We start from the raw sequence: 14,834 nt of genomic DNA, 5'->3' as shown, positions 1-14,834 counted from the left end.
GTGGCAGCTCGCGATGGACAACGCCGTTGCCATTTCGTAACCTGTTCGAGACCTTACGTACTTTCGGCGGCGGCACGGCCACGTACCTCCCTGGGCAGTGTTAAGGATGCAATCTTGAAGCTCGAACGTATGCGGTGGAATCTGCGTGCTTTTAGGCGTCCTGCTCTCGGTGTCGCAACGGCCCTGGTGGTCGGCGCTACGACTCTGACCGGCACCTGGGCCGGCAGCGTGTATGCCGATCCGGCCGACGACGCGCTGGCGAAACTCAGCGAGTTGTCCCGCCAGGCCGAGCAGACCACCGAGGCGATGCACACCGCACAGCTCAACCTCGACCGGAAACTGGCCGAACAGCAGGCCGCGGACCGGGCACACTCCGACGACCAGGCCGCGCTCGCCGCCGCCAAGGAACAACTGTCCAGCTACCGTTCGGCGGTCAACAGGTTCGCCGCCACCACCTACATGGGTGGCCGGGTCGGGGGCATGGACGCCATCCTGACCGCCGAGTCACCGCAGCAGCTGATCGACAAGCTCGCCGTGCAGCGGGTGGTTGCCAGCGACCTGTCGGTGCAGCTGGAGCGGTTCCGGGTCGCCAGCGAGCAGGCCGACCAGGCCGAGCAGGCGTCCGCCAAGTCGGCCGAGGAGGCCCGGACCGCGGCCGAGCAGGCCGCCGCGGTGCGCGCCGAACTACAGGCCAAGCAGAGCCGGCTGCAGCTGCAGATCTCGGTGGTCAAATCGCAGTACTACGCGCTCACGCCGCAGCAGCGCACCGCGATGGCCGAGCCCGGGCCGGTCCCGGAAGCCGCACCGGGCGAGCCCGGCCCCGACGGACAGCCCCCGGCTCCCGGATTCGGAATCCCCGGGTTCCCGATCCCCGGCTCCGATGCGCCACCCCCGATGGAGATGGGCGCGCCCGGTGGTGGAAGCGGCGGTGCCGCGACCGCCGTCCAAGCCGCGTTGACCCAGGTCGGCACCCCGTACGTCTGGGGCGGGGCCGCGCCGGGTGGGTTCGACTGCTCGGGGCTGGTGATGTGGGCGTTCAACCAGGCCGGGATCAACCTGCCGCACTCCAGTCAGGCGCAGGCCAGCGGCGGACAGCCGGTGGCGCTGTCGGATCTGCAGCCGGGCGACGTGCTGACCTTCTACTCGGATGCCTCCCACTCCGGCATCTACGTCGGCGACGGCATGATGATCCACTCGTCCACCTACGGCCAGCCGGTCCGGGTGGTGCCGATGACCTCATCCGGCCCGATCCACAACGCGCGCCGTTACTGAGCGCCGCGGACTCCGCCGCCTGCTGGCCGCGCTGCTGGCGGCCGAGCTGATCGGCGGCGCCGCGATGCTGGCCGTCCCGGCACCGCCGCCGGCGGATGCGCCGCTGATCGTCGGGGATCACCGCAGCGTCGTCCTGGAGAATCGCGGTGGCCCGCCCGGTGAGGCGTTGCTGTCCCGGGTGGCCGCTGACATCGGATCTGCCGTCGAGGCGGTCGAAGCGTTCTGGGGGACCGACTGGTCGCACCACATCCGACTGACGGCCACCGGCTCGGATCGGCAATTCGCCACGCTGGCCGGCGGCGCAGCCGGTGATGTCACGCAGTGGTCCGACGTCGCGGCGGTCGCGGTGGCCGACCGGGTGGATCCCGAACGCCGGGTGGCCGCCGGTCAGCGGATCGTCTTCGCCCCCGGCGCGGCCGCGATGAGCACTCCGGCGCTGCGAATCGTGTTGAGCCACGAGCTTTTCCACTACGCGGCCCGCGCCGACACCGCTCTCGACGCGCCGCGCTGGCTGGTCGAGGGCGTCGCCGATTTCGTGGCCCGTCCCGCCCGGGAACCGGCCGGGGCGCCCCCGGCGCCGTTGGCCACGGCCGACCTGCCGTCGGACGCCGACCTGGTCGTACCGGGGCCGCGGCGGAGCCAGGCCTACGACCGGGCGTGGCACTTCGCCCGGTTCGTCGCCGCCCGGTTCGGACCGGCCAAGCTGCGCGAGCTCTACCTGTCGGCCTGTGGTCCCGGGCACGTCGAGCCCGCCGTCGCCGTGCCGCTGGTGCTGGGCGTGGATCTACCGGACCTGCTCGCGGGATGGCAGCAGTGGCGCGGCTGAGCCTGATCGCCCGATTCCTCGCCGGGCCGCGGGCGGTCCGCATCGTCATCCGGCTAGCATCCCTGCAGTGAGCCGGGTGCTGCTGGTTACCAACGATTTTCCGCCGCGCCCCGGCGGCATTCAGAGCTATCTGGAAGAGCTGGTGCGCCGTATTGCCGGTTCAGGCCGCCACGACGTGACGGTGTACGCGCCGCAGTGGAAGGGCGCCGACGCCTTCGACGAGGCGGCGGAATCCACCGGCTACCAGGTGGTCCGCCACCCGGGCACGCTGATGTTGCCGGGTCGCGCCGTCGATACCCGGATGCGCCGCCTGGTCGCCGAACAGGCCGTCGACACGGTGTGGTTCGGCGCGGCCGCGCCGCTGGCGCTGCTGGCGCAGCGGGCGCGCGCCGCCGGTGCCGGCCGGGTGGTGGCCAGCACCCACGGCCACGAGGTCGGCTGGTCGATGCTGCCGGTGGCGAGCTCGGTGCTGCGCCGGATCGGCGAGTCCTGCGACACCGTCACCTTCGTCAGCCACTACACCCGCGGCCGGTTCGCATCGGCGTTCGGTCCCCACGCCGCGCTGGAGCACCTGCCGCCCGGGGTGGACACCGACCGCTTCCGCCCCGACCCCGGCGCCCGCACCGAACTGCGGGCCCGCCACGGGCTGGGCGGTCGGCCCACCGTGGTGTGCGTGTCGCGGCTGGTGCCGCGCAAGGGCCAGGACATGCTGATCCGCGCGTTACCGGCGATCCGGCGCCGGGTCGACGGCGCCGCGCTGGTGATCGTCGGCGGCGGCCCGTATGCCGACACACTGCGGCGGCTGGCCGTCGAGTGCGGGGTCGCCGATGCGGTGACGTTCACCGGTGGCGTGCCGGCCGCCGAGCTGCCCGCCTACTACCTGCTCGGCGACGTCTTCGCGATGCCATGCCGCACGCGTGGCGCCGGGCTCGACGTCGAGGGGCTGGGCATCGTGTTCCTGGAGGCGTCGGCGGCGGGAGTGCCGGTGGTCGCAGGTGACTCGGGCGGCGCACCGGAGACCGTGCTGGACAACCGGACCGGGCGGGTAGTAGACGGCCGGTCCGTGGAGCAGATCGGTGATGCCGTCAGCGGATTGCTGGCCGACCCCGACCGCGCCGCCGCGATGGGCGCCGCAGGGCGGGAGTGGGTGATGAGTGACTGGCGCTGGGAAACCCTGGCCGGACGCATGGCCGACCTGCTGCAGGCGTGAGGACGCCGATGGTGCGGAATGGTCGCGTTTTTCCACGAAAAGCCGACCAAACCGCTCACTGGGCGCCGGGAACCGCCGGTCAGTCCTTGGTGTAGATCGCCTCGATGGCGTCGGCGAACTTCTCGGCGACCACCTTGCGCTTGACCTTCATCGTCGGGGTCAGCTCACCGGTGGCCTCGGTGAAGTCGACCGGCAGGATCCGGAACTTGCGGATCGACTCGGCGTGTGAGACTGCCAGGTTGGCCTGTTTGACCGCCGCGTCCACCTCGGCCAGCAGGTCCGGGTCGGTGGCCAGGTCCGCGGCGGTGGCGATGTCGGCCTTGCTGTTGCGCTGCTTCCAGCCTTCCAGGGCTTCCGGGTCGATGGTGATCAGCGCCCCGATGAACGGCTGGGCGTCGCCGACGACCATCGCCTGGCTGATCAGCGGGTGCGCGCGCAGCTGGTCCTCGAGCACCGCGGGTGCGACGTTTTTGCCGCCCGCAGTGACGATGATCTCCTTCTTGCGGCCGGTGATCTTCAGGTAGCCGTCGGCGTCGATGTCGGCCAGGTCGCCGGTCTTGAACCAGCCGTCGGTGAACGCCTCGGCGGTGGCCTGGTCGTTGCGCCAGTAGCCGCTGAACACCACCCCGCCGCGGACCAGCAACTCACCGTCCTCGGCGATGCGCATACTGTTGCCCGGCACCAGTTTTCCGACGGTCCCGACCTTCATGCCGCCGACCGGGTTGACGGTCACCGCGGCGGTCGTCTCGGTCAGCCCGTAGCCCTCGTAGATGGACAGGCCGACGCCGCGGTAGAAGTGGCCGAGCCGCTCGCCCAGCGGCGCGCCACCAGACACCGACGCCCGGCAGTCGCCCCCCAGCGCCGCGCGCAGCTTGTGGTAGACCAGCTTGTCGAACACCGCGTGCTTGAGCCGCAACAGCAGACCGGGGCCGCCACGGTCGAGGGCTTCGCTCCAGTCCACCGCGGTCTGGGCGGCCATCTCGAAAATTCGGCCCTTGCCATCGTTGGCGGCGTTCTGCGCGGCCGTGTTGTAAACCTTCTCGAACACCCGCGGCACCGACACCACCACGGTCGGCTTGAAGACCGCGAACATCGGCACCAGATTCTTGATGTCGCTGGTGAATCCGACCGTGACCCGGTTGGTGAATGCCGCCAGGGTCAGGGCGCGGGCCAGCACGTGAGCCAACGGCAGGAAGATCAGCAGGCGCTGGTCGGGACCCAGCAGGGTCGGCAGGGCCGCTTTGGTGCCGCGCACCTCGTGGAGCAGGTTGGAGTGGGTGAGCTGGCAGCCCTTGGGGCGGCCCGTGGTGCCCGAGGTGTAGATCAGCGTCGCCGGGTCGGTGGCCTTCAGGGCGTCCCCGCGCGCGGTGAGCTGCGCCGGGTCCTGGCCCGCGCCGGCCTCGGCGAGTTCATCGAAGGCCTTGGCGCCCGACCCGTCGATGGTCAGCACCCGCCGCAGCGAGGGCAGCTCACCGGCGAGTTCGTTGACCAGTTGGGCGTGGGCGTCGGTCTCGGCGAACGCCAGCACCGCGCTGGAGTCCTCCATCACCCAACGCACCTGCTCCGCCGAGGACGTCTCATAGATCGGGACGGTCACCGCGCCGATGGACAGGATCGCGAAGTCCAGGATCGCCCACTCGTAGCGGGTCGCCGAGAAGATCACCACCCGGTCGCCGGCGGCCACCCCCTGCGCGATCAGACCCAGTGCGGCCGAACGGATGTGCGCGGCGGCGGCGGCGCAGCTGACGTCGGTCCACGCGCCGTCCACGAGACGCTGGTAGATGACGTGGTCGGGATTGTCGCGCTCGTGTTCGAAGACGATCGCGGCGACGTTGTCGTGCTCCTCGACGGTGAACGGCGCCGGAACACTGAACTCACGCATTCGAATGACCTCTCTGGCAGCCCGGGTGTGTGTCCGACCAGCCTAATAGGCGCGCCCCGGCAGATGTGACGGTGTTCACTGTCGGGCGGGAGAAGCCCGGCGGTGTGCACCGGCGGCGTTCCGCCCCGGGGACGTCATATGTGAAGCTGGGGCGATGAACAGTATCCAGGTTGCCGATGAGACCTTCATCGCCGCATCCGGCGCACAGGTGGGGGCCCTCGTCGGCGACCGGTCGAGCTGGCGACGGTGGTGGCCGGACCTGCAGCTGCAGCTGGTCGAAGACCGCGCCGAGAAGGGCGTCCGATGGACGGTGGGCGGGCCGCTGACCGGAACCATGGAGATCTGGCTGGATCCGATGCTCGACGGGGTGCTGCTGCACTATTTCCTGCACGCCGAACCCAGCGGGGTGACCGGCCGCCAGCTGGCCAAGATGAACCTGGCGAAGCTCAACCACCGCCGCCGGGTGGCGGGCAAACGGATGGCCTTCGAGGTGAAGGCCCGCCTCGAGCAGGCCCGACCCGTGGGTGTCGCCCCGGCCGCTGTGAGCTGAGCCGGGCTGAAGGGGCGGGCGCCGGGCGCGGCGAGGTAGCGTCTCTGCCGAGGGCTGGTGGCAGGCGAATGAGTTAGGGAAGTAACCACGTGGCGGACAAGACAGCTCAGACCATCTTCATCGAGGCGGATCCGGACACGGTGATGAAGGTGATCGCCGACATCGGCGCCTACCCCGAATGGGTGTCGGAGTACACCGAGGCCGAGGTGCTCGAAACCGACTCCGACGGATACCCGAAGCAGGCCCGGCTGGTGCTCGACGCCGCGGTGCTCAAGGACACCATGGTGCTGGCCTACGACTGGCCGCAAGACCGTCGCAGCGTGCGCTGGTCATTGGTGTCCAGTTCGCTGTTGAAGGCACTTGACGGCGAATACCGCTTGGCGCCCAAGGGATCCGGCACGGAAGTCGTCTACGAGTTGTCGGTCGATCTGCTGATCCCGATGATCGGACTGCTCAAGCGCAAGGCGGAGCGGCGACTGACCGACACCGCGCTGAAGGACCTGAAGAAGCGAGCCGAGGCTGAGTGACGCCGTCTGAGGCAGCAACGCCCCCAGTGCTCCCGGTCGCGCCGATCAGTCTGTTCGTAGGCAAGGGCGGCGTGGGTAAGTCCACGCTGGCGGCGGCGACCGCCGTCGCCGATGCGCGCGCCGGGAACCGGGTGCTGCTGGTCTCCACCGACCAGGCGCACTCGGTCGGTGACGTGCTGGGCGTCTCGGTGGTGCCCGGCGCCGGCCGTGACCCGGTGGCGATGGCGCTCGACGACGCCGGGCCCGGCGGGCTTGACGTGCTGGCGCTGGACACGCTGGCACTGCTCGAGGCGCACTGGGTCGAGGTGGTCGAGGTGCTGGCCGGGCGATTCCCGGAGTCGGATCTGGGTAGCGTTGCCCCCGAAGAGCTTTCGGCGCTTCCCGGCGTCCAGGAGGTGCTCGGCCTGCATGAGGTCGGCGAGCTGGCCGGCAGCGGTCGGTGGGACCGGGTGGTCGTCGACTGCGCGTCCACCGCCGATGCGATGCGGATGCTGACACTGCCCGCCACGGTCGCGCTGTATGCCGAGCGGTCCTGGCCCCGGCACCGCAGGCTCAGCGGGCCCGATGGCACGTCGGACGCACTGGTCGAGTTGGTCGAGCGGATCAGCGGCGCCGCCGAACGGCTGGCCACGCTGCTGACCGACGAGGCGCTGGTCGGGGCCCACCTGGTGCTGACCGCCGAGCGCGTGGTGGCCGCCGAAGCGGTCCGGACCCTGGGGACGCTGGCGCTGACCGGGGTGCGCGTCGACGAGCTGATCGTGAATCAGATTCTGTTGCAGGATGATTCGTACGTCTACACGAATCTGCCCGCTCATCCGGCGTTCGACTGGTACGCCGAGCGGATCCGTGAACAGCACGGCGTTCTGGAGGACTTGGACCGCGCCATCGGTGACGTGGCGATGGTGCTGGTCCCGCACCTGGCCGGCGAACCGATCGGCCCCAAGGCGCTCGGCGAGCTGCTCGAGGGCAGCCGCCGACGCGGCGGTTCGGCACCGCCGGGGCCGGTGCGGCCGGTGGTCGACCGGGAGTCGGGTTCCGGACTGGGGGCGGTGTACCGGTTGCGGTTAGAGTTGCCCCAGGTCGATTCCGGTGCGCTCAGCCTGGGCCGCTCCGGTGACGACTTGGTCATCGGTGCCGGCGGCACCAGACGCCGGGTCCGATTGGCGTCGGTGCTGCGACGATGCACGGTTTTGGACGCGACGCTGCGCGGCAGCGAACTGACGGTGCGCTTCCGGCCGAACCCGGAGGTGTGGCCGGTGAGCAGTGACGAGGAGGTGCGACGTTGAGCGCTGGCGCGCACCGTGATCTGGGTGAGCTGGGGCCGGAGTTGCGCAAACTCGCCCAGGCGATCCTGGATCGCCTCGACCCGGCGGTGCGGGCGGCGGCGATGCTGGCGGCGGCCGACGCGCCGGGTAAGTGCCAACAGGTGTGGTGTCCGGTGTGTGCGCTGGCGGCGTTGGCGACGGGGGAGGAGCACCCGTTGCTCAGCGTCGTCGCCGAGCACAGCGTTGCGTTGTTCGAGGTGATCCGAGCGGTGGTCGGTGAGACCGGGGACAGGCCGGGCCCGCCCGACGGCCCGCCGCCGGGCGGAGCCGGCGGCGCGTCGGCCAAGACCGGTTATGAGCACATCCCCGTCACGATCGAGCACTGAACGCGGAAAGCTAAGGAATTCCCCGGAATCTCCGCTGTGACGAATCACCGTGTGGCCGTAGCCACCGCTGGTCGGTAAAGTTGGCGCGAACACGGCCGGTGTTCGCGGGCAACAGGGAGGGAGGGGCCATGTGGTATTGGCTGGTGAAATACGTATTTTTCGGGCCTCTGCTGACCCTGATCGGACGGCCGAAAGTCGAGGGTCTGGAGAACATCCCCGAGCACGGTGCGGCGATCCTGGCCAGTAATCACCTCGCCGTCATGGACAGCTTCTACCTGCCGCTGGTGGTGCGCCGCCGGATCACCTTTCTGGCCAAGTCCGAATACTTCACCGGCACCGGGATCAAAGGCTGGTTCACCCGCTGGTTCTACACCGCGGTCGGGCAGGTGCCCATCGACCGCAGCGACTCCGACGCCGCACAAGCCGCGCTGACCACCGCCCAGCGGATCCTGAACGCCGGCAAGCTGTTGGGCATCTACCCGGAAGGCACCCGGTCACCCGACGGCAGGCTGTACAAGGGTAAGACCGGCCTGGCCCGGCTCGCGCTGCACACCGGCGTCCCGGTGATTCCGGTCGCGATGATCGGAACCAACGTCGTCAACCCGCCCGGCACCAAGATGCTGCGGTTCAGCCGGGTCACCGTCCGCTTCGGCAAGCCGATGGACTTCTCCCGCTTCGAGGGGATGGCCGACAACCGCTTCATCGAGCGGGCGGTCACCGACGAGGTCATCTACGAGCTGATGGGGCTCTCCGGCCAGGAGTACGTCGACATCTACGCGGCGAGCCTCAAAAATGGTGCCGCACAACAGGATGGGGCAACGGCTCAGCCGGTCGCCCGGTTTCCGGAAACCGCCGCAGGCTGATCCGGAGTGCTCCGGCGGTCCGGACGCAGCGTCGCGCCGGCCGTGACGATCACCGCCAGCCCCCACCACACATATGATGTGCCGGCCAACTGGCGCCACCACGCCGCGCCCGCCTCGTGATGCTCGGGCAGCAGGTCGATCGGACTGCGCATCATCAACGCCACACCCAGCGCGCTGAGCACGCCCAGCGCGATCGCGCGGTGCCGGTAGGCCACCACGGCGGTCACCACCACGGTCGGCAGCATCCACACCCAGTGGTGCGACCATGACACCGGTGACACAACCAGTCCGAACAGCGCCACGCAGATCAGCGCCAGAATCGGCTCCCCGACATCCCGGCTGAGCAGTCGGCGGGCCGCCCACACCGTCACCGCCAGGACCAACAGGCTGCCCAGCAGCCACAGTGCGGAGCGCTGATGGTCGCTCAGCGGCAGCCGGGCCAGCGCGCCGGCCAGATTCTGGTTGGTGTTCAGCGTTGCCCCGCCGATGCGGTCGGTGTTGCGGACCGTGTGCGTCCAGTACTGCCAGGAGTCGCTCCAGGCCAGCACGAAGCCCGCCAGGGTCGCCACCAGAAACGATGCCACGGTGGTCACCGCGGCGCGCCCGTCGCGGCGCAGCAGGAAGTACAGCAGAAACACCGCCGGTGTCAGCTTCAGTGCCACCGCCAGTCCCAGCAGCGCGCCCCGCGGCCAGTAGGTGCGGCGCGGTACGCAGTCGGCGATCACCAGCGTCATCAGCACGGCGTTGACCTGGCCGAAATCGAAGTTGGACCAGATCGGTTCGGCGTCGAGCCAGATGGCCGCCGCGACGATCGCCGCTGCCAGCACACCCCGTCGCCACCACTGCGGGCCGCTGCCGCGGCCCACTGCGACGCCCAACCCGGCGAGCACGACGGTGATCGACACCACCAGCAGCAGCGTCGAGACGATCGTCAGCGCGGCGGTGCCCGAACCGAGCGACACCCAGGTCAGCGGGGCGAACAACACGGCCGCGATCGGGGGATAGGTGAACGGCAACACCGTGCCGTCGATCTGGGTGGGGAACCAGGCGTCGCCGTAGAGCGGTTTCCCGTCCCGCCACGCCTGCGCGGCCATCCGGTAGACGTCGACGTCGATGTGGTACGGCGTGCTGCCGAGCGCCCGCCACGTCGTGTAGCCCAGGGCTCCGATCGCCAGCAGGGCGAAGATCCACCAGACGGAACCGCCCCCGTGCCGACGGCCCGGCTCGGGCGGCCGCGATGTAGTCATGTCGCAGCACAGCCTATCGGGTGGTGAGGTTTTCCCGGGCCATGCCGGTGGTGATCCCGGCGCGGAGTGTGGTGAGGGCGTACGTTGCATTAGGTGCTCGAATGGTTCCGCGACGACATCATCGGACGCGGCAGATTGCCGCTGCTGTGCTGCCTGCTCGCGTTCCTGGCGACGTTTCTGGTGACCCGCTCCGTTGTCCGCTATATCCGCAGCACCGCCGGTCGCGTCGGCGCCCCCCGATGGTGGCAGCCGCGCAACATCCACATCGGGTCGAAGCACATCCACCACGTGGTCTTCGGGGTGCTGCTGGTGATGGCCGCCGGGGTGACGCTGGTGGCCGCCGGCCCCCATGGGCACGAACCGGCGTTCAGCCTCGCCGCGATCTCGTTCGGCATCGGCGCGGCGTTGGTGCTCGACGAGTACGCGCTGATCCTGCACTTGTCCGACGTGTACTGGGAAGAGGACGGGCGCGCCTCGGTGGATGCCGTCTTCGCCGCGACGGCGGTGGCCGGCCTGCTGGTGTTGGGCTTTCACCCGCTGGCCTTTCTGTTGTCGCTGTGGCACGACACCTCTTCGCCGCTGATCCGCGCCGGGGTCTTCGCCGGGCTGGTGATGTCGCTGCCGCTGGGCGTGGTGGTGTTGTTGAAGGGCAAGGTGTGGACCGGGTTGATCGGGATGTTCTTCTTTCCGCTGCTGGTGGTCGGCGCGATCCGGCTGTCCCGGCCGCACGCGCCGTGGGCCCGCTGGCGCTACCTGCCCCAACGCGAGCGGATGCGCCGCGCGTTGCTGCGCGAACGCCGGCTGCGACGCCCGGTGATCCAGGCCAAGCTCTGGCTGCAGGACGCCGTCGCGGGCCGGCCGCAGCTGCCCGACGAGCGGGTCGTTGACGCCGAGCTCGACCGCGAGGTGCGCGCGGCGTCGGCGCCGACGCAACCGATCATGATCGGGCGGCCGAGAGTATCGCCCGCCCGCCCGCCCGCCGGGCGGGCCGCCGGCTCCGACCGCCCGGCCTACCCCGGACGGCTGCCCGGCCGGTCGGCGTCGGCCGGGCGGTCTGCGCCCAACCGCGCGGTCGCCGATGCGTCGGCACCCACGGTGCCCTTTTCCACGCCGCTACCGGCCCATCCGCTACAGCGCCCCGGCGGTCCCGGGAGATGAGCGGGCGGTGAGATATTTCTACGACACCGAGTTCATCGAGGACGGCCGCACCATCGAGTTGATCTCGATCGGCGTGGTCGCCGAGGACGGGCGCGAATATTACGCGGTCTCCACCGAATTCGATCCGGGCCGGGCCGGTCCGTGGGTCCGCACCCACGTGCTGCCCAAGCTGCCCTCCCCGGCATCCCCGGCGTGGCGATCACGGCGCCGGATCCGCGACGACCTCGAGGAGTTCTTCGCAGTCGACGACGGCGAGTCGATCGAGTTGTGGGCCTGGTTGGCGGCTTACGACCACGTGGTGTTGTGCCAGCTGTGGGGCACGATGCCCGACCTGCCGCAGTCGATCCCGCGCTTCACCCACGAGTTGCGTCAACTCTGGGAGGACCGGGGCCGGCCGCGGCTGCCACCGCGGTCGGCAGGCAGCCATGACGCGCTGGTGGACGCCCGCGACCAGTTGCGACGCTTCCAGGTGATCACCCAGAGCGAACAGGCCTGATCAGCGCGGGTCGTTCCCCGGCTACCATGGTCGGGTGAACTGGACCGTTGATGTACCGATCGACCAGCTGCCGGCGCTGCCGCCGCTGCCCGCGGACCTGCGTGAGCGCCTTGACGCCGCGCTGTCCCGCCCGGCCGTTCAGCAGCCGAGTTGGCCCGCCGACCAGGCCAAGGCGATGCGCACGGTGCTCGAGAGTGTCCCGCCGATCACGGTGGCGTCCGAGATCGTCCGGCTCAAGGGGCTGCTGGCCGAGGTCGCCCGCGGGGAGGCCTTCCTGCTGCAGGGCGGCGACTGCGCCGAGACCTTCGCCGACAACACCGAGCCGCACATCAAGGGCAACATCCGCACCCTGCTGCAGATGGCGGTGGTGCTCACCTACGGGGCGTCCACCCCGGTGGTCAAGTTGGCCCGCATCGCCGGCCAGTACGCCAAGCCCCGCTCGGCCGACATCGACGCACTCGGGCTGAAGTCCTACCGCGGTGACATGGTCAACGGATTCGCCCCGGATGCCGCCGTGCGTGAACACGACCCGTCCCGGTTGGTGCGGGCCTACGCCAACGCCAGCGCGGCGATGAACCTGGTGCGGGCACTGACCTCGTCGGGGCTGGCGTCGCTGGAACTGGTGCACGACTGGAACCGGGAGTTCGTCCGCACCTCGCCGGCCGGTGCGCGCTATGAGGCGCTGGCCGGGGAGATCGACCGCGGCCTGCGGTTCATGAACGCCTGCGGGGTCGCCGACCGGGAACTGCAGACCGCCGAGATCTACGCCAGCCACGAGGCACTGGTGCTCGACTACGAGCGCGCCATGCTGCGGATGGCCGACATCGAGGGCGAACCGAAGCTCTATGACCTGTCGGCGCACTACGTGTGGATCGGTGAGCGGACCCGCCAGCTCGACGGCGCACATGTCGGCCTGGCCGAGGTGATCGCCAACCCGATCGGCATCAAGCTCGGGCCGACCACCTCCCCGGAGCTGGCCGTCGAGTACGTCGAACGGCTCGACCCCAACAATGAACCGGGCCGGCTCACCCTGGTCAGCCGGATGGGCAACTCCAAGGTGCGCGATCTGCTGCCGGGCATCATCGAGAAGGTGCAGGCCACCGGTCACCAGGTGATCTGGCAGTGCGACCCGATGCACGGCAACACCCATGAGGCCTCCACCGGTCACAAGACCCGGCACTTCGACCGGATCGTCGACGAGGTACAGGGGTTCTTCGAGGTGCACCACGCGCTGGGCACCCACCCCGGCGGCATCCACCTGGAGTTCACCGGCGAGGACGTCACCGAGTGTCTCGGTGGCGCGCAAGACATTTCGGATGCGGACCTGGGCGGGCGCTACGAGACCGCGTGCGACCCGCGGCTCAACACCCAGCAGAGCCTGGAGTTGGCCTTCCTGGTCGCCGAGATGCTCCGCGGTTAGGTCTTTTGCCGCGAACGTGCGCGTCCCCGGCCGACACGCCGGGGTGAACACCGTTTCTGCGCACGCTCGCGCAACGGGTAACGGGTGACTACAGCAGCGCGCCGACGTTGTTGCCCAGCGTCCACGCCACCGCGGCGACCAGTCCGGTAAGGGCGAACACCACGGTCAGCCAGATCGCCACCATCCGGCGCGCGTGCTGACGTTGCAGCACGAACTGACTCAGTTCGATTCCGGCGAATTGGCCTGTCACCACCTGGTATTGGGTGTCGGTATCGGCTGTCCAATCCTGCGGGCCGCGCGTCATGTGCAGCGTCGGCCGCTGCGGCGGCGCGGCAGGCCCGCGTCCGCGCTGCTGCGGCGCCGAGCTGTGCTGGGCCGAGTTGCGCGGGGCCGGAACCCGAAACGCCGGCAGCCCCAACCGTTCGGCGATCGCCGCGACATCCTGGGCCATCTCGAGGCCGTCGGCGTAGCGGTCAGCCGGCTCGAGTGCGGTGGCGCGCGCCACCAATTCGTCGAACTCTGTGGGCACTCCCTCGATGGCGGCGCTGGGCGGCGGAACATCGTGATCCAGCCGCTGGTAGGCCACGGTCAGCGGGGAGTCACCGGCGAACGGTGTGCGACCGGTCAGCAGCTCGTAGGCCAGGATGCCGACCCCGTAGACGTCGCTGGCCGGCCCGGCGTTGCCGTCGCGGACCTGCTCGGGTGACAGGTAGGCCGCGGTGCCCAGAATCACGTTGGTCGAGGTGATCCCGGCCGCCGCGAGGGCGCGAACCAGCCCGAAGTCGACCACCTTCACCTCGCCGTCGTCGGAGATCAGGATGTTCTCCGGCTTGACGTCGCGGTGCACCAGGCCGGCGCGGTGTGCGATACCCAGCGCCCCCAGCACCGGGCGCAGCACCGCGACGACGGCATGCGGCGGCATCGGGCCGCGTTCGTTGAGCAGTTCGCGCAGCGTCCCGCCCTCGACGAGTTCCATGATCAGAAACGGCTGGCCGGGGTCGTGCGGCGTGCCGAAACCCTGGTCGTACACCGCGACCAGAGCCGGGTCCTTGAGGCGGGCGACCGCCCGCGCCTCGAGCTGAAATCGGGTGAGGAACTGCTGGTCGCCGGCGTAGCGCAGATCCATCACCTTGCACGCGACCGGGCGGTCCAGCCGTTCGTCGAGACCGCGATACACCGTGGAGGTGCCGCCGGTGGCGATCCGGGTGCCGACGCGATACCGGCCGTCGAGCAGGGCGCCCTCGAGTGCGTCTGGGCCCCACGCTGCGGTCACCTGGTCATGGTATGCGGGCGGGTCGCCGATCCGGCGGTTCTAGACTCGTGTGGTGAGCAGCATCCCGGCCGCCGAAGACATCCTGGAACCCGACGAACCGATGTTCGACCTGCCAACGGTCGCCGAAATGCTCGGTGTGCCGGTCACCAAAGTGCACCAGTACCTGCGTGACAACCATCTGCTCGCGGTGCGACGCGGCGGTGTGCTGGTGGTGCCGCAGGTGTTCTTCACCGCGGCCGGGGAGGTCGTGAAGAGCCTGCCGGGTTTGCTGGCGGTGCTCCACGACGGCGGCTATCAGCAGACCGACATCGTGCGCTGGCTGTTCACCCACGACCCGTCGCTGTCGTTGACCCGCGACGGTGCGCGCGAGTCGGTCGCCAACGCCCGCCCGATCGACGCGCTGCATGCCCATCAGGCCCGTGAAGTGATGCGCCGGGCGCAGGCCATGGCGTACTGAGC

The 14,834-nt window shown here is 69.9% G+C and carries 14 protein-coding genes and 1 pseudogene; 12 read left to right on the top strand and 3 right to left on the bottom strand.

The genetic code is table 11. The features are described from left to right. Window positions 1-114 precede the first annotated feature (114 nt). From ripC to G6N19_RS00765, 3 genes are all read left to right on the top strand, one after another. Window positions 115-1,272 (top strand): peptidoglycan hydrolase RipC, encoded by a 1,158-nt coding sequence (ripC, locus tag G6N19_RS00775; protein WP_232062472.1) that lies wholly within the window; start codon window positions 115-117, stop codon window positions 1,270-1,272. A 64-nt stretch (window positions 1,273-1,336) separates the two neighbouring features. Then, window positions 1,337-2,098: a hypothetical protein gene (locus tag G6N19_RS00770; RefSeq protein WP_013828650.1), complete on the top strand. Its 762-nt coding sequence runs from the start codon at window positions 1,337-1,339 to the stop codon at window positions 2,096-2,098. Between the two features lie 67 nt (window positions 2,099-2,165). Next, complete coding sequence (locus G6N19_RS00765; RefSeq protein WP_013828651.1) at window positions 2,166-3,308, top strand: glycosyltransferase family 4 protein; 1,143 nt, start codon at window positions 2,166-2,168, stop codon at window positions 3,306-3,308. A gap of 79 nt (window positions 3,309-3,387) precedes the next feature. On the opposite strand, the gene G6N19_RS00760 is transcribed toward G6N19_RS00765, so the two are convergent. After that, window positions 3,388-5,190, bottom strand: a complete 1,803-nt coding sequence (locus G6N19_RS00760; protein ID WP_193465582.1) for an AMP-dependent synthetase/ligase — start codon at window positions 5,188-5,190, stop codon at window positions 3,388-3,390. Window positions 5,191-5,344: 154 nt separating this feature from the next. On the opposite strand from G6N19_RS00760, the gene G6N19_RS00755 reads away from it, so the two are divergent. The 5 genes from G6N19_RS00755 (at window position 5,345) to G6N19_RS00735 (ending at window position 8,781) form a co-directional block, all read left to right on the top strand. Next, window positions 5,345-5,740 (top strand): hypothetical protein, encoded by a 396-nt coding sequence (locus tag G6N19_RS00755; protein ID WP_013828653.1) that lies wholly within the window; start codon window positions 5,345-5,347, stop codon window positions 5,738-5,740. 89 nt (window positions 5,741-5,829) lie between these two features. Beyond that, a complete protein-coding gene (locus G6N19_RS00750; RefSeq protein ID WP_013828654.1) occupies window positions 5,830-6,267 on the top strand; it encodes an SRPBCC family protein in 438 nt (145 codons plus the stop codon). Beyond that, on the top strand, window positions 6,264-7,553 hold the full coding sequence (locus G6N19_RS00745; protein WP_193465581.1) for an ArsA family ATPase: 1,290 nt from the start codon (window positions 6,264-6,266) through the stop codon (window positions 7,551-7,553). The genes G6N19_RS00750 and G6N19_RS00745 overlap by 4 nt, the downstream gene beginning before the upstream one ends. After that, the gene (locus G6N19_RS00740) at window positions 7,550-7,918 is read left to right on the top strand and encodes a hypothetical protein (protein WP_193465580.1); all 369 of its coding nucleotides are present in this window, start codon (window positions 7,550-7,552) and stop codon (window positions 7,916-7,918) included. Before G6N19_RS00745 ends, G6N19_RS00740 begins: the two co-directional genes overlap by 4 nt. A 128-nt stretch (window positions 7,919-8,046) precedes the next feature. Continuing rightward, the gene (locus tag G6N19_RS00735) at window positions 8,047-8,781 is read left to right on the top strand and encodes a lysophospholipid acyltransferase family protein (RefSeq protein WP_013828657.1); all 735 of its coding nucleotides are present in this window, start codon (window positions 8,047-8,049) and stop codon (window positions 8,779-8,781) included. Here G6N19_RS00735 and G6N19_RS00730 read toward each other — a convergent pair. Continuing rightward, the gene (locus G6N19_RS00730; protein ID WP_193465579.1) at window positions 8,742-10,028 is read right to left on the bottom strand and encodes a glycosyltransferase 87 family protein; all 1,287 of its coding nucleotides are present in this window, start codon (window positions 10,026-10,028) and stop codon (window positions 8,742-8,744) included. The genes G6N19_RS00735 and G6N19_RS00730 overlap by 40 nt on opposite strands. A 93-nt stretch (window positions 10,029-10,121) precedes the next feature. On the opposite strand from G6N19_RS00730, the pseudogene G6N19_RS00725 reads away from it, so the two are divergent. The 3 genes and pseudogenes from G6N19_RS00725 to G6N19_RS00715 form a co-directional block, all read left to right on the top strand. Beyond that, window positions 10,122-10,973: pseudogene (locus G6N19_RS00725) on the top strand (hypothetical protein); the annotation flags it as partial. 220 nt (window positions 10,974-11,193) lie between these two features. Further along, a complete protein-coding gene (locus G6N19_RS00720) occupies window positions 11,194-11,682 on the top strand; it encodes a polyadenylate-specific 3'-exoribonuclease AS (RefSeq protein ID WP_013828660.1) in 489 nt (162 codons plus the stop codon). 34 nt (window positions 11,683-11,716) lie between these two features. Further along, on the top strand, window positions 11,717-13,102 hold the full coding sequence (locus G6N19_RS00715) for a class II 3-deoxy-7-phosphoheptulonate synthase (RefSeq protein ID WP_013828661.1): 1,386 nt from the start codon (window positions 11,717-11,719) through the stop codon (window positions 13,100-13,102). An 88-nt stretch (window positions 13,103-13,190) separates the two neighbouring features. Here G6N19_RS00715 and G6N19_RS00710 read toward each other — a convergent pair whose 3' ends face one another. Continuing rightward, the gene (locus G6N19_RS00710; RefSeq protein WP_232062470.1) at window positions 13,191-14,375 is read right to left on the bottom strand and encodes a protein kinase domain-containing protein; all 1,185 of its coding nucleotides are present in this window, start codon (window positions 14,373-14,375) and stop codon (window positions 13,191-13,193) included. A gap of 52 nt (window positions 14,376-14,427) precedes the next feature. Here G6N19_RS00710 and G6N19_RS00705 point away from each other — a divergent pair, with 52 nt between their 5' ends. Then, entirely contained in the window at window positions 14,428-14,832 is a 405-nt protein-coding gene (locus G6N19_RS00705) for an Rv2175c family DNA-binding protein (protein WP_197912078.1), read from the top strand. Window positions 14,833-14,834: the final 2 nt, after the last annotated feature.

The sequence above is a fragment of the Mycobacterium novum genome, from assembly GCF_010726505.1.
In the GTDB taxonomy this organism is placed as follows: domain Bacteria; phylum Actinomycetota; class Actinomycetes; order Mycobacteriales; family Mycobacteriaceae; genus Mycobacterium; species Mycobacterium algericum.
This window is presented reverse-complemented; position numbering and strand designations above follow the sequence as displayed.

What these genes read in the sequence shown, in the direction of transcription:
- G6N19_RS00730 (WP_193465579.1), bottom strand. Translation starts at nt 10,028, where the DNA reads ATGACTACATCGCGGCCGCCCGAGCCGGGCCGTCGGCACGGGGGCGGT.
- G6N19_RS00760 (WP_193465582.1), bottom strand. Translation starts at nt 5,190, where the DNA reads ATGCGTGAGTTCAGTGTTCCGGCGCCGTTCACCGTCGAGGAGCACGAC.
- G6N19_RS00770 (WP_013828650.1), top strand. Translation starts at nt 1,337, where the DNA reads ATGCTGGCCGTCCCGGCACCGCCGCCGGCGGATGCGCCGCTGATCGTC.
- G6N19_RS00735 (WP_013828657.1), top strand. Translation starts at nt 8,047, where the DNA reads ATGTGGTATTGGCTGGTGAAATACGTATTTTTCGGGCCTCTGCTGACC.
- G6N19_RS00755 (WP_013828653.1), top strand. Translation starts at nt 5,345, where the DNA reads ATGAACAGTATCCAGGTTGCCGATGAGACCTTCATCGCCGCATCCGGC.